This is a genomic window from Leisingera sp. UBA4491, from assembly GCF_002388965.1.
Lineage (GTDB): Bacteria > Pseudomonadota > Alphaproteobacteria > Rhodobacterales > Rhodobacteraceae > Leisingera > Leisingera aquaemixtae.
This window is the reverse complement of record NZ_DGNN01000010.1, coordinates 46449-67377: the sequence shown is the minus strand read 5'-3', so window position 1 is coordinate 67377 and position 20929 is coordinate 46449. Positions and strand designations below refer to the sequence as shown.

Genomic DNA, 20929 nt, shown 5'->3' with positions numbered 1-20929 from the left:
CCCTTGGGTGCCTGCCCTGCCCGGTTCACACCGGACAGGACGCGTGCCTGAAGATCCGGAACGGATCAGCCGATGGCGATTTGCTTCTTGGTGTCGTAGACGGAGCCGTCGTCGTCATACCAGGTAAAGACGAACTCGCCCGCTTCCGGAACGGTCGCGTCGAATTCGAAATACGGGTTGGTGGAGATCGCGGGCTCCATCGCGACGTCCAGCACCATGGTGCCGTTGAACTCGCAGGTGAAGCGGTTGATGATCGAGCGCGGGATCAGGTTGCCTTCCTTGTCCTTGCGCTGGCCGCTTTCCATCTTGTGGCTGATCAGCGTCTTGATGGTGACCGCCTCACCGGCGGCAGCGGACTTCGGGACCTTGACGCGGGGTTTAACACCGGATGCCATGTCTTTAATTCTCCTTAAGAATTCCGTTCAGGGTGCGGGCGGCCTCAGCCGCCGCAGCCGCCGATGGTCACTTTGACGGTGGCGCTGGCCTTGGCAAAAGAGCCGTCCGCCAGCTTGGCAACCGCAACCACGTCCTGGGTGCCCGCCAGGCGGATCCGGGTGGAGGCCGCCTGCTGCGCCGCGCCAGGGCCAAAGTTGAAGGTTGCCACCCCCGGTTCCGGGTTGCCGGCGGCCAGCACCAGAATTGCGGTGGCGCCCGGCGCCTCGACCGAAATCGGAACGGTGTTGCCGTTCTCGGCAATCTCCGGCGCGTTCAGGGTCACGCCCCCTTCGGCCAATTCGGCACCGCCGGTAAAGGCGGCAATCCGGTCATCCGCCGCCGCGCTCACGCGGAACGGCAGCACGGTAACCATGGCAGCGCCCAGGCCCATCGCCAGGGTCTCACGGCGTGAGAACTCCATCATATCTCTCCTTTGACTTCACATCGGTGCAGGGCGCTGAACGGCCCCGCCCGCGCTTTACTCTTCTTTCAGCGTCGCGAGGAACGCGACCACATCCTCGATCTCCTGCGCCGTCAGGATCGGCGGCAGCGGCTCAGCCCCGGCCTCGCCGGTGTAGGCATCGCCCGGTCGGATGAAGCCCTCGACCTTGTAAAAGGCCGGCATCATCGTGCCTTCGAATGTCATCTTGGCATTGGCAATCAGGCCGCGCAGCTCTTCCACAGTCCAGCGGTCGCCGGCGCCATCCAGCGACGGGCCGATCTCGCCATGAAACGGCACATCCGCCAGCGCGCTCACCTGGTGGCAGGCGACGCAGTTGCCCTTGGACTTGGAGCCGGCAACAATCGCCCCGTTGGCCGCATCGCCGGCCACGCCGGTCAGCGAGGCGGCAACCTCACCCGACTCGCCAAACTGCACCGCTTTCGGAGCAACCTCCCCGGCCAAAGCCGCAGTCCCGGCCAGGCTTAGCGCCAGTGTCAGAGATGTAAGCTTCATGTTTCCTCCCATTGGCTGCCGCTGTTCCCGGGCGGCTTGCTTAGCTTTGCATACCGTAGGGCACAGCGCCCCGGATACGCAACAACAAATTCATTATTGTGAATTTTTATAGATCGTGCGCAAAACGTCAGTCTGTGGACCCATTGTTGCGCTCTTGAATGCGGCGCGCGTGGTAGCGCTGGAAATCTTCCTCATTATCAAGCGCATACCGCTTTTCGTTGACCCATGTAAACATGTCCAGCGTGGTGCCCGCACCAAATGCGCCCGGCATCACCGCCACCGCCGCCTCAGGCGCGGTGGCATCTTCGCCCACCTCTTCCGGCAGGAACAGAATCGTCGGCGTGAACAGCACCCGCCATTTGCGCGCCATGTCCTTTTCCGGCAGCGTTTCGCCATCGAAATCCGTCACCTCCACGTCGCCGTGAAGGTTCAGCTGCACGACAAAGTAATTGTCCTCGATATACTGGCTGACCTCCGGGCGGGGAAAGACTTCCTCATGCATCTTGGTGCAATAGATGCAGCCGCGCTGTTCAAAGAACAGCACCAGCCGCTTGCCCTCGCCATTGGCCTCTTCCAGGTCTTCGCGCAGATCCTTGAAGGTGTCCCGCATCCAGGACGTCTTATGCAGCCCGTCGTCCCCCAGCTCCGCCGCAGCCAGCGGACCGGCAAGAACCGCAGCCGTTAACACTTTTGCAATACTTCTCAGCATGTTGAACTCCAAACCTCACTTACCCGATAGCACCAAACCCCGGCACCCAGCGGATCATCGCCTCGGCAATCAGCCGCACCCCGCCCGTGGCGATCAATACCGCAAACAGCACCAGCATTGCGCCCATGCCCTTCTCCACCCAGGCAAAGGCGCTGCGGTGCCGCGCAACCCAGCCCAGGAACGGCTTGGCAAACAGTGCTGCAACCACAAAGGGCGCGGTCATGCCCAGCCCGTAGACCAGCAGCAGCAGCCCGCCGCGCCAGATGTCGCCCATGCCGGAGGCAATCATCAGGATCGACGCCAGCGCCGGCCCCACGCAGGGCGTCCAGCCGAACCCGAACGCCAGCCCCATCAGATAGGCGCCCAGCACGGTGGACGGCTCCGCGCCGCTTTCCATCCGCGCCTCGCGGTACAGCAGCGGGATCTTCACCACGCCCAGGAAATGCAGCCCGAACAGCAGCAGCAGCGCCGCCGCGCCATAGGACAGAACGTCCAGATACTGGCCGAACAGCTGCCCCAGCGCAGTCGCCCCCATGCCCATCAGCATGAACACCGTGGTGACCCCGGAAGCAAAACAGACCGCCGACAGCAGCAGCCGCCGCTGCGCCCCGGCCTGAATCGCCCCGTCCCCGCGCAGCTCCGCCATCGACAGACCGCCCATGTAGGACAGGTAAAACGGCACCATCGGCAAAATGCAGGGGGTGAAAAAGCTCAGCAGACCTGCGATCAAGGCGCCGAACAGGGTAATTTCAAGCATCGCACCCCCAAAGAGGCCCCACGCGAACGTTATCCGGGCCCGGCTTGTGTCATTCACATATTCGAATTATGTTGTTTCTCACCGTACGGTCAACAGATGGAATGACACCCATGCGCCCTTTCCGCCACTTGGCCGCAGCTGCGGCCGCGGCTTTTGCAGCGCTGCCCGCCTGGGCGGCGGAACTGGTGATGGTCGAACAGCCGGGCTGCGAGTGGTGCGCCCGCTGGAACGCGGAAATCGCCCCGATCTATCCGAAAACGGCTGAGGGCAAACACGCCCCTCTGCGCCGTGTGGACCTGCGCGCCCTGCCCGATGATCTGCAGGTCGCCCGCCGGGTCATGTTCACCCCCACCTTCCTGGTGGTCGAGGACGGAGAGGAACGCGCCCGGCTCGAAGGCTATCCGGGCGAAGATTTTTTTTGGCCTTTGCTCGCGGATTTGCTAAGCGCCCATACAGGGTTTGTTGATAATACGAACGCCACGGGCGGCAGCTGACCGCCCCGGCGGGGCAAGAAAGAGGAGTGCGGCACCGCGGTGCCGCTCAGGAGACGGCACATGGCACTACCACAGTTCACCGCTGACATGGACCCGGAGGAGATGGACCGGATGGTCGAGAACGCGACCAAAGCGTCCAATTTCCTCAAGGCGATCAGCCACGAAGGCCGGCTGATGATCCTGTGCCACCTGGTCTCCGGCGAGAAATCCGTGACCGAGCTGGAGGAACTGCTGTCAGCCCGCCAGGCCGCCGTCTCGCAGCAGCTGTCCCGCCTGCGCCTGGAGGGGCTGGTCATTCCCCGCCGGGAAGGCAAGGCGATTTTTTACCGGCTGGCCGACGACAAGCCCCGCCGGATGCTGGAAGTGGTCTATGACCTGTTCTGCAAGGACGAAGGCTGACGCCTGTATGAAATCCCCACCATGTTTGACCTCCTGACAGAACACCAGCTGGCCGCCTGCATCGGGCTGCTGGGCGGTGTGCTGCTGGGGCTTGCCGCCCGGCTGGGGCGGTTCTGCACTTTGGGCGCGATCGAAGACCTGCTCTATGGCGGCTCATCCCTCAGGATGCGGATGTGGGGCGTGGCCATTGGCGTGGCTGTCCTCTCCAGCTTTGCGCTGATCGGGCTGGGTCTGGCGGATGCAGGCCAGTCCTTTTACCTCTCGATCCGCTGGATGCCCGCCGCCTCGATCCTCGGCGGGCTGATGTTCGGCTACGGCATGGCGCTCAGCGGCAACTGCGGCTATGGCGCCATTGCCCGGCTTGGCGGCGGCGACCTGCGCAGTTTCGTGATCGTGCTGGTGATGGGGGTATCCACCTACGTGGTGCTGGCAGGCCCGCTTGCCCCGTTGCGCAATTTCTTCTTCGAACAGCAGGATGTCACCACGGAAATCCCGCCGGGCCTCGCCCATTACGCCGCCGCCTGGAGCGGGCTGCCGCTGGCCGCCATCGGCATCGCCGCGGGCGTTCTGATCCTGCTGGCCTCCCTCGCCAGCGCCGAACTGCGCCGCGACAGGCAGGCGCTGTTCTGGTCGGCCGTGGTGGGGCTGGCGGTGGCCTCCGGCTGGGCCGGAACCACCTATGTCAACACCGCCGGGTTCGAGGCGCTGCCGGTGGTCTCCCACTCCTTCTCGGCTCCGTTGGGCGAGACCATCCTGTGGACCATGACCGGATCCCTGCGCCCCCTGTCGTTCGCCGTCGGCTCCATCGCCGGGGTCTGGACCGGCGCCTTCCTCGGCTCGCTGATCAAGGGCCATTTCCGCTGGGAGGCCTGCGAGGACCCGCGCGAGCTGCGCCGCCAGATCATCGGCGCCGCGATCATGGGCGCTGGCGCGGTGATTGCGATGGGCTGCACCGTCGGCCAGGGCCTCAGCGCGTTTTCGCTGCTGGCAGTCTCGGCGCCTGTCACCATGCTGGCAATCTTCGCCGGCGCCGCCATCGGGCTGCGCCAGCTGATCGAAGGCTTCCGGCCGGCGGAATAATCCGCTGTCCCTGCGGGGACAGGCCGCGCAATCCGGACCATCCGCGAACGCCTGAAGTCTTGGTAAATTTTTGTTAACGATTACACAGACGTTACACGCCGTTCTTAAAACGCCCCCCGGGGGGGGGGGGAACCGCCCCGCATCGCCGACCTGACGCGTCCATACACTCCGGAGACCGCCGTGAACCGCAAGCAGATCATCAAAGACCCGCAAAATGGCAACAAGGCGGAGGCGTTTGAGGCATTTGACAACATCCCGGCCAACCCGGACCCCAGCCGCACCCTCGGCGATGTGATCGCTGCCCGCTATGGCCGCCGCGCGCTGCTGAAGGGGATGCTGGGCACCTCCGCCGCCGCCGCCCTGTTCGGCGCCTCCGCGCTGGCCGCAGCGCGCCAGGCCAGCGCCGCAACACCCACAGCACCAAGCCGCTATGCTTTTGACGAACTGGCCTCTGGCATCGACGAAACCCATCATGTCGCCCGGGGCTATGACGCCGATGTGCTGCTGCGCTGGGGCGATCCGGTTTTCGCGGACGCCCCGGACTTCGACGTGATGAACCAAAGCGCAGAGGCCCAGCTGCAGCAGTTCGGCTACAACAACGACTACGTCGGCTTTCTGCCGCTGAACGCCGAGGGCAGCCGCGGCCTCCTGTGCGTGAACCACGAATACACCAATGAAGAAGTTATGTTCCCGAACCTTGGCCGTCAGGACAAGGCAGAGTTTGCCGGCATGACCCAGGAGCTGGTCGAGATCGAAATGGCGGCACACGGCGGGACGGTTGTCGAGGTCGTCCGCGCCCCGGACGGAAAGTGGGCCGTGGTGCGCGGCGGCGCGCTGAACCGCCGCATCTCACCGCTCACCACCGCAATGGTCCTCGACGGCCCCGCCGCAGGCCACCCGCGGATGCAGACCAGCGCCGACCCCGGAGGATTTGAGGTCATCGGCACCCTCAACAACTGCGCCGGCGGCATGACCCCGTGGGGCACCTGGCTGATGGCGGAAGAAAACTTTCACGGCTACTTCTGGACGGACAGGCTGGACTTCGATGGCGAACCGGACCTCGCCGGCCAGCCGGAGGCGGCCCAGATGGCGCGCTACGGCGTACCCGGGATGTGGTACGCCTGGGGCAAGCACCACTCCCGCTTCAATATCGACGAAAACCCCAATGAAGCGAACCGCTTCGGCTGGGTTGTTGAGGTCGATCCGATGGACCCGCGGTCGAAACCGGTGAAGCACACCGCCCTGGGCCGTTTCGCCCATGAAGGCGCGGAGACCACCCTGTCCAAGGACGGCCGACTGGTGATCTACATGGGGGACGATGCGCGGTTTGAGTATCTCTATAAATACGTCTCTCGCGGCGCCGTGTCGGAGGACCGCGCGGCCAATGCGCAACTGCTGAGCGATGGCACCCTCTACGCGGCCCGGTTCGAGGCGGATGGCACCGTCCACTGGCTGCCGCTGGTGCATGGCCAGGGCCCGCTGACGGCGGAGAACGGCTTTGCCAGCCAGGCGGATGTGCTAATTGATGCGCGGCTGGCGGCGGATGCGCTGGGGGCCACCCCGATGGACCGGCCCGAGGATGCCACGCCCCGCGGCGACGGCACCGCCTATGTGATGCTGACCAACAACTCCAGACGCAAGGCCGGCCAGACCGATGCCGCCAACCCGCGCCCGGAGTCGCGGTTCGGCCATATCATCGAAATCAAGGAGGACGGCGGCGACCATGCGGCGGCACGCGGGCAGTGGTCGATCCTTGTGAAATGCGGCGACCCGGCGATTGCCGAAGTCGGCGCCGAATGGCACCCGGACACTTCGCAGCACGGCTGGTTCGGCTCCCCCGACAACAGCGCAATGGATGCAGACGGGCGGCTGTGGGTTGCCACCGACCAGGGCAGCAACTGGGGCCGGACCGGCAAATCGGACGGGCTTTACGGTGTGGAAACCGGCGGCGCCTTGCGCGGCCATTCCAAGCTGTTCTTCCGCTGCCCCGTGGGGGCTGAGCTGTGCGGGCCGTATTTCACCCCGGACGGCGAGACGCTGTTCCTGGCCGTTCAGCATCCTGGCACCGACGGCACCAAAGACCTGCAAGGTTTCGGGCGCGCCTCGACGTTTGAGGACCCGGCCACCCGCTGGCCGGATTTCGACCCGCAAATGCCGCCGCGCCCCTCGGTCGTGGTGGTGACCAGACAGGGCGGCGGCAAGATCGCCAGCTGACCCGGGATCGGCTGTTGTCAGGCGGAGCGCGCCCCGTCCGGGGCGCGCACAGGTTCAGGCCCTGCCGGGCCGGCCGCCGCCGGATGCACGCGATTGTGAAACCGCAAGCGCCCGCCCTGCCCTAAAACCGGGAGAAACCCTGCGGAGACCTGCCATGCCCATCAAACGCCTGACGGCCGCCCTGATCCTTGCCGCCTCTGCCGCCTCTGCAGGCAGCATCGCGCCGCGCGACGGCTGGGCGGTGCATGAGACCTCCAAACCCTATGCGCAGCTGATCGAGGACGTCAAAGCCGCCGCCAAGGCCGAGGGCCTGGGGATCGTCACCCAGGCAGGCCCCACCGAGGCGGCGGCGGCCCGCGGCATCACCATTCCCGGCAACCGGGTCATTGGCCTCTTCAACAATGACTTCGCGGTGAAGATCCTCGCCCTCTCCACCGCCGCGATGATCGAGGCGCCAGTGCGCATGTATGTGACCGAGGAGGCAGACGGCAGCGCCACCCTCTCCTACAAGCGGCCCACCCACGTCTTTGCGCCCTACGCAGAGGAAGGCGGCGCTGGGCTGGCGGCCCTTGCAGGCCAGCTCGACCGCCGCTTTGCGCTGATTGCGGAACGGGCGCAGAAATAGCCGCGGGCGTCTATCCGGTCTCTGCCCCCCTTGCACGATTTGTGCCGGATTCCGCCGCAGTTTTTCTCACACTGGCGTGAACGGGCTTGCGCGCGGGCGCAGCCTCGGCAATCTGGCGGCAATTCAACGGATTGGACGGACAAGATGACAGAGACCCTGCGCGCAGCCGATGTTCTGGCCCGGCGGCTTTTTGAGGCAGGCTGCCGCCACGCCTTCGGGATGCCCGGCGGCGAGGTGCTGACGCTGGTCGATGCGCTGACCAGGGCCGGCATCGCCTTTCACCTGGCCAAGCATGAAAATTGCGCCGGTTTCATGGGCGAAGGCGTGCATCACGCCGACGGCGCGCCGGTCATTCTCGTGGCCACCCTCGGCCCCGGCGCGCTGAACGGTGTCAATGTGGTGGCCAATGCCCATCAGGACCGGGTGCCGATGCTGGTGCTCACCGGCTGCGTCGATGCGGCAGAGGAGCAGAGCTACACCCATCAGGTGCTCGACCACCGCGCGGTTTTTGCCCCGATCACCAAGGCCACCTTCCGGCTGGATGCCGAAGCGGCGGACCTGATCGCAGACAAGGCGGTGGCCATCGCAACAGAACCCCGCAACGGGCCGGTGCATATTGACGTTCCGATCTCAGTGGCAGATGCGCCGGCCAGGGACCGCAACGTCCGCCGCGCGCCTGCAAGTGCCAGCGCGCCAAGCGGCGAGGCGCTGGCGCAGGCGCGCTCCTGGCTGACGGCCGCAACCCGCCCGGTGGCGGTGATCGGCCTCGATGCGCTGCAGGAAAACGCAGGCCCCGCCCTGCGCGCCTTCCTCGAAAAGCATCAGATCCCTTTCATCACCAGCTACAAGGCCAAGGGCATCCTCCCCGAAGACCACCCCCTTTGCCTCGGCGGCGCGGGCCTGTCGCCGCTGGCCGACAAGCACCTGCTGCCCTTGGTGCGGGAGGCCGATCTGGTGCTCTCTATCGGCTATGACCCGATTGAGATGCGCCCCGGCTGGCGCAATGTCTGGGACGTGAACACCCAGAACGTGATCGACATCGCGCCGGAGGCCAACACCCACTACATGCATCAGGCAGGCCTGAACTTCCTGACCGCGATTGCCCCCACCCTTGCGGCGCTGTCGGAAGGCACCGAACCGCGCGGCACATGGCCCACTGGCCGCCCCGCCGCGGTCAAATCCGCACTGGCGGACGCCTTCCCGCAGGATGAGGACTGGGGTCCGGCCGGCGTCATCGCCGAATGCCGCGCCACCCTGCCGGCGGACACCCTTGCCACCGCCGACAGCGGCGCCCACCGCATTCTGCTCAGCCAGATGTGGGAGTGTTCCGGGCCGCGCGGACTGATCCAGTCCTCGGGCCTCTGCACCATGGGCTGCGCGGTGCCGATGGCAATCGGGCGTAAATTGGCGCAGCCGGACCGCCCGGTGGTCAGCTTTTCCGGCGATGCCGGTTTCCTGATGGTCGCCGGTGAACTCGCCACTGCGGCGGAACTGGGTGTGGCGCCCATCTTCGTGGTTTTCGCCGACGCCAGCCTCGCCCTGATCGAGCTGAAACAGCGCCAGCGCCAGCTTGCCAGCGGCGGGGTCGATTTCGCCGCACACGACTTTGCCGCGATGGGCCGCGTCTTTGGCGGCAACGGGGTGACGGTCACAAACCGCACCGATCTGCGCGCCGCCCTGCAGGACGCGCTGAAAGCCGAAAAATTCACCGTCATCTCTGCTGTGATCGACCGCGGAGGCTACGATGGCCGCATCTGACATGCTCCCCCATGGCGCGCTCCAGGGCGTCAAGGTCCTTGACCTTTCCCGCATCCTGGCAGGCCCCACCTGCACCCAGCTGCTGGGCGACCTTGGCGCGACGGTGATCAAGGTGGAAAACCCCAAGACCTGCGGCGACGACACCCGCCAGTGGGGGCCGCCCTATGTGATGGATGCGGACGGGCAGCAATCCGACCTCTCCGCCTATTTCATGGCGGCCAACCGCAACAAACGCTCGGTTGCCATTGATATTGCAACGGAAGAAGGCCAGCAGGCGATCCGCCGCCTGGCGGCAGAGGCCGACATCCTGATCGAGAACTTCAAGCCCGGCGGGCTGGCCAAATACGGTCTGGACTACGCCAGCCTCAAGGAGGACCTGCCGGGCCTGATCTACTGTTCCATTTCCGGATACGGCCAGACCGGCCCCAACAGCCACAAACCCGGCTATGACATCATGGCCCAGGGCTTCGGCGGCATCATGTCGCTGACCGGCGAGCCGGAGGGCCAGCCGATGAAGGCCGGCGTCGGCATCGCCGATGTGATGTGCGGCATGTATGCCTGCATCGGGATCCTCAGCGCCCTGCACCACCGCGACAAGACCGGCGAGGGCCAGCAGATCGACCTGGCCCTTGTGGATGCCCAGATCGCCTGGCTGATCAACGAGGGCGTTGCCTATCTGAACACTGGCCAGATCCCCAAGCGGCGCGGCAACGAACACCCCAGCATCATGCCCTACGGCGTCTATGAAACCGCGGACGGCCATGTGATCCTGGCGGTGGGCAACGACAGCCAGTTCCGCCGCTTCATGGAATTCCTCAAGCTCGAAGGGCTGGCCGAGGACGCCCGCTTTGCCACCAACCCCGCCCGGCTGCAAAACCGCGACGCCCTGAACGCGATCCTGATCCCCGCGGTGCAGCGCTTCACCACCGGCACGGTGCTGGCCGTGATGGAGGAGCGCAAGGTGCCGGCAGGCCCGGTGCAGACCCTGGACACTCTGTTTGCCAGCAGCCAGGTCGACGCCCGCAGCATGGCGATTGGCATGGACACGGCGGCCGGTCCGGTCAAGCTGCTGGGCAATCCGCTGAAATTCTCCCGCACACCGGTCACATACCGCCACGCGCCGCCTGCCTGCGGCGAAGGCACCGGGGAGATTCTGAGCGCAGAACACCCGTTTGAGCCGTCCTGATCCCGCAGGGATGCGGCGGCTTTCCGCCATGTGTTACAGTTTCCGGCAATTCACCGCTAAATCCGCGGTGCTTTGCGCGTGCCTTAATCCTCCTTATTGCCAAAATTTCCCGGGAAATCCTACACATCCGCCATAGTTTCAATCCAGGCGCACACAGGCCATCACCAAACCGCGAGCGGGGTTCGCCCGGAACATTCCGATGATCTACTCTTCAGCAGGACACGGAAACCGCTCTCGGATAAAAACAAAGATTGGACTCTCATGACGCAAGATATCTTCGGCCAAGACAACAGCCTGACCGATGCAACTGCACAGCAGAATTGGAATGCCGTGCAGCTGGGAGTTCTTTCCCATGCCGCCGTGACCGCAGATCATCTGGGCGCGGTGCTGAAGGCCGCGCCGGAGTTTGCCCTGGCCCATGCGATCAAGGGGCTGTCACTGCTGATGCTGGGGCGTTCCGAACTGGTGCCCACGGCGCGCGAGGCGCTGCGCGATGCCAGGGCCTGCTGCGAGGGCGCCCTGCCGCGCGAGCGCAAATATGTGGACGCGCTCGACTGCTGGCTGGCCGGCCGTCCCAGCCTGGCGATCCAGCGGATGGAGGAGGTGCTGGACGTCTTCCCTGAGGACACCCTGGCGATGAAGCTCAGCCACGGCATCCGCTTCATCATGGGCGACCCGGCGGGGATGCGCGCCTCGGTCGAACGGGTGCTGCCGGCCTATGCGCCGGACCATGCCGGGCGCGGCTACCTCCTGGGCTGCCATTCCTTTGCGCTGGAAGAGACCGGCGAATATGAGCGCGCCGCCAATGCCGGCCGCCAGGCGCTGTGGATGGCGCCGGATGATGCCTGGGGCTTGCACGCCGTGGCGCATGTGCATGATATGACCGGCAATGCCAGATCGGGCCTCGACTGGCTGCACGGCCGCGAGGAGGCCTGGGCGCATTGCAACAACTTCCGCTATCACGTCTGGTGGCACAAGGCGCTGATGCACCTCGATCTGGGCCAGATGGAAGAGGCGGTCACGCTCTATGACACCGAAGTGCGCAAGGACAAGACCGACGATTACCGCGACATTTCCAACGCCACCTCGCTGCTGATGCGGCTGGAGCTGGAAGGCGTTGACGTCGGCAGCCGCTGGGACGAGCTGGCGAATCTCTGCGCCGCCCGCACCGAGGACGGCAGCCTGATTTTTGCCGATCTGCACTATCTGCTGGCGCTGACCGGCCACCGCAAGGAGGACGCCCACCGGCTGGTGCAGCGGATTCACGCCGATGCGGAACGGGGCGGCAGCGAGGCGCGCGCGCGGATGGCGGACCCCGGCTGCGCCGCCGCGGACGGGCTGGAAGCCTTCGGAGACGGTCAATACATGGCTGCTTTCGCGCATTTGTCCGCAGCCCGCGCCACCCTGCAGCTGGCCGGCGGCAGCCACGCGCAACGCGATGTTTTTGAACGCATAACTATAGACGCGGGAATCCGCTCAGGCCAGCTTGACGAAGTCGAAGCAATCCTTGATGACCGCCGCGCCAGGCGGGGCGGCGCAGAGGACAACTACGCGCTGGCCCGCCGCACCCTGATTTCCGAGGCCCGGAACCCGTCCGGTGCCAAAAGCGTACCTGCCGAGTAAGACCCTCAAGGACCAGAAACCTCAGATGTCCAGCGTTGCGCCCTTTCCCGGGCCTCAGAAAGACCCTGCTGCCGCCAACCGTGCAGTGCCCCCGCCGCAACCGGTCCAGCCGCGGCTGCGCGACCCGCGGCTCGACTTCTACCGCGGCATCGCCATGTTCATCATCCTGGTGGCGCATATCCCGGGCAACCGCTGGGCCGGCTGGATCCCGGGGCGGTTCGGCTTTACCGACGCGACCGAAATCTTTGTGTTCTGCTCCGGCATGGCCTCGGCCATCGCCTTTGGCAGCTCCTTCGCCCGCCAGGGCTGGTGGCTGGGCACTGCCCGCGTGATCTTCCGCTGCTGGCAGGTCTACTGGGCCCACATCGGCCTGTTCTTCTTCCTAACCGCCTCCATGGCGGCGCTCGACCTCTATGGCGGCTTCGACAAAAGTTATATCGGCTCCCTGAACCTGCACTGGTTCTTCACCAACACCGTGCAGCAGCTGGTCGGCGTGATGACGCTGACCTATGTGCCGAACTACTTCGACGTGCTGCCGATGTACCTGGGCGTGCTGGTCCTGCTGCCGCTGATGATGGGGCTGGAAAAGGCCGGGGTCTGGGCAGTGATCGCCGCCAGCGTCCTGATCTGGCTCACCGCCAACCCCTACATGATCGGCCTCGGCCCCAATGGCATCTCCTTCCCGGCGGAACCCTGGTCGGACCGTGAGTGGTTTTTCAACCCGCTCGGCTGGCAGCTGCTGTTCTTCACCGGCTTCGCCTTCATGAAGGGCTGGCTGCCCGCGCCGCCGGTCTCCAAGGCGCTGGTGATCCTGGCCGCAGCCTTTGTGATCCTGTCCGCGCCGTTCGGCTCCTGGAAGGTCTTCCTCTGGGTGGAAGCGGCGAACAAGGATCTGGCCGCCCTGATCCGCCCGACCTGGGAAATCACCGCGGAATGGCGCGAAAAGACCGATTTCGGCCTGCTGCGCTATGCCCATTTCCTGTCGCTGGCTTACCTCGGCTGGGTGGCCGCGGGCGCAGGCGGCAAACGGCTCATTGCCTCCGGCCACTCCCTCGCCGCGCGCACTTGGGCGGTATTGCTGAAACTGATCACCAAGGTCGGCCAGCAATCCCTCGCAGTGTTTGTTTTTTCGATGGCGCTGGCCCGTTTCATCGGCTTTGCGCTTGACCAGACCGACCGCGCGGTTATGACCACGGCATTCGCCAACCTGGTTGGCTTTTTCCTAATTATAGTCTGCGCTTACACCGCAGCCTGGTTCAAGTCACAACCTTGGAGAGCCAAGAAATGAGCTCTTTCTCCCGCCGTTCCTTCCTCGCAGCCGCGCTTGGCAGCAGCGCCCTGTCCGCCCTGCCAGTTCTGGCAAGCGAAACCGAACCCTTCAGCCGCGGCGTGGTGGTGGCCAAGGCCCGCGCGCTGGCCGAGGAGGCCTACGCCGAACGCCCGTCGGTGCCGCAGGACTGGGTGGACCAGACTTACGACGACTACAAGGCGCGCTGGTTTCGCAGTTCGGACGCGCTGTGGTCCGGCACCGGCCGCAGCTACAATGTCGATTTCTTCCTGCCCGGCCTCTATTTTCCGCGCCCGGTGCAGATCAACACCGTGACCGCAGGCCAGGCGCAGCCTGTGCCATTCGACCTGACGCTGTTCGACAAAACCGACAAGGCGCCCGACCTCACCACCGACGGGCACCTCGGCTATTCCGGCCTGCGCCTGCGCACGGTTCTGGATAACCCCGCCCAGAAGAACGAATTCTGCGTGTTCCAGGGGGCCAGCTATTTCCGCGCCATCGGCATCGGCAACACTTACGGGCTGTCGGCCCGCGGCCTGGCGCTGAAAACCGCAGATCCCGAGGGCGAGGAGTTTCCGGAGTTCATCGAGTTCTGGCTGGAGGCCCCTGCCCCCGGCCAGCGCTCCATGGTGGTCCATGCGCTGATGGACTCGCCGTCCGTCACCGGCGCCTACCGGTTTGTCATCACCCCCGGCAGCAGCACGGTGATGGATGTCGAGGCCACGCTGTTTGCCCGCGAGGAGCTGAACCACGCGGGCCTTGCCCCGCTCACCTCTATGTTCCTGTTCGATGCCACCAACCGCAGCCGCTTTGACGATTTCCGCCCGGCGGTGCATGACAGCGACGGCCTTCTGGTGGTCAACGGCAACGGCGAAACCCTGTGGCGGCCGCTGGCCAACCCCACCCGGCTGCAGGTGTCGTCCTTCCTGGATGAAAATCCCCGCGGCTTCGGCCTGATGCAGCGCGCGCGCAAGCTGTCGGATTTCAACGACCTCGAAGCCTTCTATCACAAGCGCCCCTGCCTGTGGGTCGAACCCCATGGCGACTGGGGCCCGGGCGCCGTCACCCTGGTGGAAATCCCCGCCGACAAGGAGATCTACGACAACACCGTGGCCTACTGGCGCCCGCGCGAGCCCTATGCCGCCGGCGCGCAGATCAGCCTCAGCTACCGCCTCACCTGGGGCGAGGAGCCAGAGCTGCCGATGCCGCGGGTGACCGACACCGCCGAGGGCGCGCGGATCTTTGGCGGGCCGGGCCGGATCGTCACCATCGACTTTGAGGCGCACCCGCTGTTCGATGACGGGCCAGAGGCCCTTGACGTGCACATCCACTCTCCCCATGTGGCGACGAGCGAAGGCGTGCTGCAGCGCAACCCGGAAACCGGCGGACTGCGGCTGGCCTTCAACTTCGATCCTGGCGATCAGGATTATATCGAACTTCGCGCCCAGCTCAGGAAAGACGGCAGCCCCGCTTCCGAGGTCTGGCTTTACAGGTGGACCGCATGACTGCAAGTGATCTGATGCCTCCGGAACAGCCCCTGGCGATGCCGGAGCAGGACTTCAGCAAGGACTTCCGCGACGCCGCCGCCCCCGGCGATGCCGCGCCGCGCCAAGTGGCGCTGTGGCGGCTGCTGGCCTTTTCGCCCGCAATGGCAGCCACCGGCCTTCTGACCTGGGTGATGCAGGGCTGGTTCGCCGACGGCGGTTTTTCGGTGCTGGAGATGATCCTGCTGGCGCTGATCGCCTTCAACTTCTTCTGGATTGCCTTCACCGTCTCTACCGTGCTGCTGGGCCTCTATGGCCTGTCGCGCCGCGAGCGCACCGTCACCCGCGGCGCCGCCCGGCCGATGAAGGTGGCGCTCTTGATGCCGGTCTACAACGAGGTGCCCTGGTATGTGCTGGGCAACGCCCAGACCATGCTGCAGGAACTGCACGGCCGCGGCGGCCTGCATGAATATGCGATGTTCATCCTGTCGGACACCCGCGACGACGCGATTGCCGAACAGGAACGCGCCAGCGTCGAGGCGCTGCGCACCATGCTGCCGGAAGGCACCGAGCTCTACTACCGCCGCCGCGCCGACAATGAGGGCCGCAAGGTCGGCAACATCTCCGACTGGGTGCGCCGCTGGGGCGCGGGCTATGAGGCGATGCTGGTGCTGGACGCCGACAGCCTGATGACCGGCCGCGCCATTGCCCGGCTGGCCGACGCGCTGGCCCGCGACCCGAGCGCCGGCCTGATCCAGAGCTATCCGCAGCTCATCGGCGCGCAGTCGGTCTTTGGCCGCATGCAGCAGTTCGCCAACGGCGTCTATGGCCTCGCCCTGGCCGAGGGCCTGGCCCGCTGGGCCGGGCACGAGGGCAACTACTGGGGCCACAACGCCATCATCCGCACCCGCGCCTTTGCCGCCTGCGCGGGCCTGCCGCTGTTGCGCTCGCGCTTCGGCGGCGGCGAAAAGCTGATCATGAGCCATGATTTCGTCGAGGCAGGCCTGTTGCGCCGGGCCGGCTGGTCGGTGCGCTTCCTGCCCCGCATCCGCGGTTCCTACGAGGAAACCCCCGCCACCCTGATCGACCACATCCTGCGCGACCGCCGCTGGTGCCAGGGCAACCTGCAGCACCTCAACCTGCTGCACGCCAAGGGCTTCCGCGCGATCTCCCGCTTCCACCTGTTCGCGGGCGCCATCGGCTATCTTATGGCACCGGTGTGGTTCGCGCTCCTGGTGCTGTGGGCAGTGATCGGCCGCAGCGAAGAGGCGTCGGTGATCAGCTATTTCAGCGAGGCCAACCCCTTCCGCCCCAACTGGCCCGATATGTCCGAGCCCAAGCACGTGCTGGTGATCATCCTGATCTACGCCATGCTGCTGGCCCCCAAGCTGCTGGCGGCGGCCGCGCTGCCGCTCACTGGCAGCCGGTTTTCCGAATACGGCGGCCCGGTGCATTTCGCGCTGTCCTTCCTGTCCGAGGTGGTGCTGGCGATCCTCTATGCGCCGATCCTGATGGTGCAGCAAATGATCGCGGTGTTCCGCACCGCCCTTGGCCTGCAGCGCGGCTGGGCGCCGCAGGCGCGTGATGGCGGCAGCTATTCCCTGCGCACGCTGGCGGCCTGCCACGCGCTGGAAACCGTCAGCGGCGTCGCGCTCTGGGCGGGCATCCTGACCGGCACCGTGTCGCTGTGGCTGGCCCCGATCGCGCTGTCGCTGGTGCTGGCGGTGCCGCTGTCGGCGCTGTCCGGCGTCAAGACGGTGAACCGCATCCGCCACTGGATGGCCACGCGGGAGGAGTTCACCGAACCCCAGATCACCCGCGCCGCCCGTGCCGCCCGTGCCGAGCTGAAGGCGCTGCTGGACGGCAGCACCGTCCGCGGCACCCCGGCAGAATAACCCCGCGGCCAAGCGGCTCCCGCGCCCGCAGGATACCCCGGCAGCGCCGGGACACCCTTGGCAGCCTTGGGCCCTGCACCGCGCAGATGCGCGGTGCGGCCTGCGGCCCTCGCCAGGGCGCACCTGGACCCCTCCCTCACAACGACAGACCTGCCGCAGCGCGCCCGCGAGGGCGCGCTGCCCGGCCCAACGCTTTGGCCCGCAAATCCCTGATGTGCGCGCCAAAGGGGCGGGAGCGCCCTGCATCCCCTAGTGATGACCCGGCGACGTCAGCGCACCGGCGGCGGATCCCCGGCCCCATCCGCCAGCCTGCCCGCTTCGCCCCACCCGGGCACCGCACGGCCGCCGCCGAACAGCACCGCTGCCGCCGCCGTCAAGACGCCAGAGCGTCCGCTTTCAAGGCTGCTGTCATCCTTGCCACCGCGCCACCGGCAGGTTGCCCGCGATCCAGCCCGGCCCCGCGGCAGAGCCCAGCATGCCTTCGGGCACGTCGATCACATTGGTGAAACCCGCCTCTGCCAGCGCCAGCGTCAGCCGCGCCGAGCGCACGCCCCGGGCGCAGATCAGCGCCACCGGCACCGCGCGGTCCGGCCCCGCCACCGCCTGCAGGGCCGCCATGAAATCCCCGCGCCGCATGTCGATCTGATGGCTGCCCACCGGCACCCCGGACGCGCGCCATTCCTGCGGGGTGCGGATATCCACCAGGATGATGCCGCCGTCCCGGGCCGCCGCAAACGCCTCTGCCGCCGTCAGCCGCGGCTGATCATGCGCGGGCGGCTGGCGGCGGTGCCACCAGTAGCCAAAGCCGCCTGCCGCCGCGGCCCCGCCCAGCAGCATCAGCCGCCGCGTCAGGGTTGAATTGTCCGCCTGTGACCCGGCCATGGTGCCTCCGCTGTTCGGTTTGCCGCCGCTGGATTGTGATCCCGCCCCAGATTTAGCAGCTTGGCAGCCTCCAATCACCAGAAATGCCCAGCTTAGGCCAGTCAAGTTCTTGTTATTGCGCGCAAGCCGCCCAAATATAGGCGCAACAATCGTACCAAATCTGTCCCGGAACTGCGGCATTCTTACGGTATCCGGGGCGGCGGGGGTGGTTCTGTGCTGAAAAATTGCTTAGCACTGGACTAAAAAAATAACGACGCGCCAACCCGACAGGAGACCTGCACGTGTCCCTATTCCTGATTGCGGCCCTGCCCTTTCTCGGAGCCGTCTTTCCAGCGCTGCTGATCCGCGCCGGACGCAATGCCGCGGCTTCGGCCGCCGGGCTGACCACGTTCCTCGCCTTCACCGGGCTGATGCTGCATATCCCCGCCATCTTCCGCGGCGAGACGGTGTTTGCCGCCGTGGACTGGCTGCCCGCCCTTGGCCTCAACGCCCATTTCTTCCTCGACGGGCTGGGCTTCCTGTTTGCGGCGATGATCCTCGGCATCGGCCTCCTGATCATCCTCTACGCCCGTTTCTACCTGTCGCGCGAAGACCCGATGGGTCAGTTCTACAGCTACCTTCTGCTGTTCCAGGGCGCGATGGTTGGCATCGTTCTGTCCGACAATATCCTGCTTTTGCTGGTGTTCTGGGAGCTTACCTCGCTCAGTTCCTTCCTGCTGATCGGCTATTGGAAGCACCTGCCCGAAGGCCGCCAGGGCGCCCGCATGGCGCTGGCCGTGACCGGCTCCGGCGGGCTGGCGATGATCGCGGGGATGCTGCTGCTGGGCCATATCGCAGGCTCCTATGACCTCAGCGTGATCCTGCAGAACAAAGAGGCTATTCAGTCCTCGCACCTGTACCTGCCGGCGCTGATCCTGATCCTGATCGGTGCCTTCACCAAATCGGCGCAATTCCCCTTCCACTTCTGGCTGCCGCACGCGATGGCGGCGCCGACGCCGGTGTCGGCCTATCTGCACTCCGCCACCATGGTGAAGGCCGGCCTGTTCCTGATGGCCCGCCTCTGGCCGGTTCTGGCCGGCACGCCGGAATGGTTCTACATCGTTGCCACCACCGGCCTCGTCACCATGCTGCTGGGCGCTGTGATTGCCCTGTTCAAGGACGACCTCAAGGCGCTCTTGGCGTTTTCCACCGTCAGCCACCTGGGCCTGATCACCATGCTCCTGGGGTTCGGCACCAAGTTCGCCGCGGTCGCCGCGGTGTTCCACATCATCAACCACGCCACCTTCAAGGCGGCGCTGTTCATGACCGCGGGCATTGTCGACCACGAGGCCGGCACCCGCGACATCAAGCGTCTGGGCGGGTTGCGCCACCTGATGCCCGTAACCTTCACCATCGGCACGGTGGCGGCGCTGTCGATGGCGGGCATCCCGCCGCTGAACGGCTTCCTGTCCAAGGAGATGATGCTGGAGGAAGCCACCCACACCCTCTGGAACGGCTCGCATCTGATCGTGCCCGCGCTGGTCACCGCCGCCGCGGTGTTCTCGGCGGCCTATTCCTTCCGCTTCATCGCCCATGTCTTCCTTGGCCCCAAGCGCGAGGATTACCCCGGCCACCCGCATGACCCGGGCACCGGCATGTGGATCGGCCCCGCCTTCCTGGTGCTGCTGGTGGTGCTGATCGGCCTTGCCTCGGCCAAGATCGCAGGCCCGATGGTGGCCACCGCCGCCAGCGCGGTGATCGGCGGAGAGAAGCTGCCCTATTACTCGCTCAAACTGTGGCACGGGCTGACCCCGGCGCTCTACATGTCGATTGCTGCGGTGATCGGCGGCGCGGTGTTGCTGGCGTTGCACAAGCCGCTGTCCCGCGCCTGGGACGCGGCCCCGCGGCCCGAGGCCAAGGTGATCTTCGAGGGGCTGATCGGCGCCTTCACCCGCCTCAGCCAGGCAGTGACCGGCAGCCTGCACAACGGCGCCCTCACCCGGTATTCCGCAGTGATGGTCGCCTTTACCGTGGTGATTGCCTACCTGGCCTATCGCGGCGGCACCCTGGGCGCGCCGACGCGCGCCTTGCAACAGCCCGGCCTGCTGCCTGTGACCGGCTGGTTCGCCCTGGTGGTGGCCACGCTGTTCATCGTGGTGAAACACCGCAACCGGCTGCTGTCGCTGGTGCTGATCGGCGTGGTGGGCCTGGTGGTCTCTATGGCGTTCAATTACCTCTCGGCGCCCGACCTGGCGCTGACCCAGATCTCGGTCGAGGTGGTCACCATCATCCTGATGCTGCTGGCGCTGAACTTCATGCCCAAGGAAACCCCGGCCGAAACCCCGGTGCTGACCCGTATGCGCGACGGCGCGATTGCGGTGGTCGCGGGGCTTGGCGCGGGCGGGCTGATCTATGCGCTGCTGATGCGCGACTTCGCCTTCCCGACCATCTCCGACTTCCACCTCGCCAATTCCTACAAGGGCGGCGGCGGCACCAATGTGGTGAACGTGATCCTGGTCGATTTCCGCGGCTATGACACCTTTGGCGAGATCATCGTGCTGGGCATCGCCGCCATGGTGATCTTTGCCCTGACCGAGGCGGTGCTGGGCTCCCGCGTGCGGGCCTACCTTCTGAACCGCGAGCCGGACCTGCCGCGGGCAGGCGACAGCCACCCGCTGATGATGGTGGTGGCGACCCGGGTGATGATGCCGCTGGCACTGATGGTGGCGGCCTATATCTTCTTCCGCGGCCACAACCTGCCGGGCGGCGGCTTCATCGCCGGGCTGGTCGCGGCGATTGCGATCATCATGCAGTACATGGCCTCCGGCTTTGCCTGGGCGACGGAGCGGCAGCGCTACCCGTACCACGCCATCATCGGCTCCGGCGTGCTGATCGCCGCCGCCACCGGCATGGGCGCCTGGTTCAACGGGATGCCGTTCCTGACCAGCGCTTTCGGCTACATTCAATGGCCGCCGCTGGAGGAGTTCGAATGGGCCACTGCGGCGCTCTTCGACCTTGGCGTCTTCCTGGCCGTGGTCGGCGCGGTGCTGCTGGCGCTTGAAAGCCTGTCGCGCTTTGCCTGGCAGCCGGGGATCAGCTCTGAACACGCGATGGACATCAACCCGGCCCGCGAGGACGCGGCCAAGACCGGGACGGAGGGATAAGC

18 protein-coding genes are annotated in these 20929 nt (G+C 66.0%); 12 read left to right on the top strand and 6 right to left on the bottom strand.

Going from position 1 to position 20929, the window contains the following annotated elements; genetic code table 11:
* Positions 1 to 65: 65 nt before the first annotated feature.
* The 5 genes from soxZ to B2P87_RS04450 form a co-directional block, all read right to left on the bottom strand.
* Positions 66 to 395 carry a thiosulfate oxidation carrier complex protein SoxZ gene (soxZ, locus tag B2P87_RS04470; RefSeq protein ID WP_058287209.1) on the bottom strand — a complete coding sequence of 110 codons (330 nt, stop codon included), beginning with the start codon at positions 393 to 395 and terminating at the stop codon, positions 66 to 68.
* A gap of 44 nt (positions 396 to 439) precedes the next feature.
* On the bottom strand, positions 440 to 856 hold the full coding sequence (gene soxY / locus B2P87_RS04465) for a thiosulfate oxidation carrier protein SoxY (protein WP_141890561.1): 417 nt from the start codon (positions 854 to 856) through the stop codon (positions 440 to 442).
* Positions 857 to 913: 57 nt separating this feature from the next.
* Entirely contained in the window at positions 914 to 1390 is a 477-nt protein-coding gene (gene soxX / locus B2P87_RS04460; RefSeq protein ID WP_058287211.1) for a sulfur oxidation c-type cytochrome SoxX, read from the bottom strand.
* Between the two features lie 127 nt (positions 1391 to 1517).
* Positions 1518 to 2099: a thioredoxin family protein gene (locus B2P87_RS04455; RefSeq protein WP_141890562.1), complete on the bottom strand. Its 582-nt coding sequence runs from the start codon at positions 2097 to 2099 to the stop codon at positions 1518 to 1520.
* Positions 2100 to 2118: 19 nt separating this feature from the next.
* Complete coding sequence (locus B2P87_RS04450) at positions 2119 to 2856, bottom strand: cytochrome c biogenesis CcdA family protein (RefSeq protein WP_141890563.1); 738 nt, start codon at positions 2854 to 2856, stop codon at positions 2119 to 2121.
* A 110-nt stretch (positions 2857 to 2966) separates the two neighbouring features.
* On the opposite strand from B2P87_RS04450, the gene B2P87_RS04445 reads away from it, so the two are divergent.
* From B2P87_RS04445 to mdoH, 11 genes are all read left to right on the top strand, one after another.
* Complete coding sequence (locus tag B2P87_RS04445) at positions 2967 to 3350, top strand: hypothetical protein (protein WP_141892082.1); 384 nt, start codon at positions 2967 to 2969, stop codon at positions 3348 to 3350.
* Positions 3351 to 3410: 60 nt separating this feature from the next.
* A complete protein-coding gene (locus tag B2P87_RS04440; protein ID WP_058287215.1) occupies positions 3411 to 3749 on the top strand; it encodes an ArsR/SmtB family transcription factor in 339 nt (112 codons plus the stop codon).
* A gap of 21 nt (positions 3750 to 3770) precedes the next feature.
* On the top strand, positions 3771 to 4829 hold the full coding sequence (locus B2P87_RS04435; RefSeq protein WP_141890564.1) for a YeeE/YedE family protein: 1059 nt from the start codon (positions 3771 to 3773) through the stop codon (positions 4827 to 4829).
* 180 nt (positions 4830 to 5009) lie between these two features.
* Positions 5010 to 7043 (top strand): PhoX family protein, encoded by a 2034-nt coding sequence (locus B2P87_RS04430; RefSeq protein WP_141890565.1) that lies wholly within the window; start codon positions 5010 to 5012, stop codon positions 7041 to 7043.
* Positions 7044 to 7197: 154 nt separating this feature from the next.
* The gene (locus B2P87_RS04425) at positions 7198 to 7668 is read left to right on the top strand and encodes a DUF302 domain-containing protein (protein WP_141890566.1); all 471 of its coding nucleotides are present in this window, start codon (positions 7198 to 7200) and stop codon (positions 7666 to 7668) included.
* A 144-nt stretch (positions 7669 to 7812) separates the two neighbouring features.
* Complete coding sequence (locus B2P87_RS04420) at positions 7813 to 9426, top strand: thiamine pyrophosphate-binding protein (protein ID WP_141890567.1); 1614 nt, start codon at positions 7813 to 7815, stop codon at positions 9424 to 9426.
* Complete coding sequence (locus B2P87_RS04415) at positions 9413 to 10612, top strand: CaiB/BaiF CoA transferase family protein (protein ID WP_141890568.1); 1200 nt, start codon at positions 9413 to 9415, stop codon at positions 10610 to 10612. The genes B2P87_RS04420 and B2P87_RS04415 overlap by 14 nt, the downstream gene beginning before the upstream one ends.
* A gap of 261 nt (positions 10613 to 10873) precedes the next feature.
* Positions 10874 to 12235: a tetratricopeptide repeat protein gene (locus B2P87_RS04410; protein ID WP_141890569.1), complete on the top strand. Its 1362-nt coding sequence runs from the start codon at positions 10874 to 10876 to the stop codon at positions 12233 to 12235.
* Positions 12236 to 12260: 25 nt separating this feature from the next.
* Positions 12261 to 13523 carry an OpgC family protein gene (locus tag B2P87_RS04405; protein ID WP_141890570.1) on the top strand — a complete coding sequence of 421 codons (1263 nt, stop codon included), beginning with the start codon at positions 12261 to 12263 and terminating at the stop codon, positions 13521 to 13523.
* A complete protein-coding gene (locus B2P87_RS04400; protein ID WP_141890571.1) occupies positions 13520 to 15028 on the top strand; it encodes a glucan biosynthesis protein in 1509 nt (502 codons plus the stop codon). Before B2P87_RS04405 ends, B2P87_RS04400 begins: the two co-directional genes overlap by 4 nt.
* Positions 15025 to 16902, top strand: coding sequence for a glucans biosynthesis glucosyltransferase MdoH (gene mdoH, locus B2P87_RS04395; protein WP_141890572.1), 1878 nt, complete (start codon positions 15025 to 15027; stop codon positions 16900 to 16902). Before B2P87_RS04400 ends, mdoH begins: the two co-directional genes overlap by 4 nt.
* A 408-nt stretch (positions 16903 to 17310) precedes the next feature.
* Here mdoH and B2P87_RS04390 read toward each other — a convergent pair whose 3' ends face one another.
* Entirely contained in the window at positions 17311 to 17784 is a 474-nt protein-coding gene (locus B2P87_RS04390) for a rhodanese-like domain-containing protein (protein WP_208764534.1), read from the bottom strand.
* 281 nt (positions 17785 to 18065) lie between these two features.
* Here B2P87_RS04390 and B2P87_RS04385 point away from each other — a divergent pair, with 281 nt between their 5' ends.
* Positions 18066 to 20927 carry a monovalent cation/H+ antiporter subunit A gene (locus B2P87_RS04385; RefSeq protein ID WP_141890573.1) on the top strand — a complete coding sequence of 954 codons (2862 nt, stop codon included), beginning with the start codon at positions 18066 to 18068 and terminating at the stop codon, positions 20925 to 20927.
* Positions 20928 to 20929 lie beyond the last annotated feature (2 nt).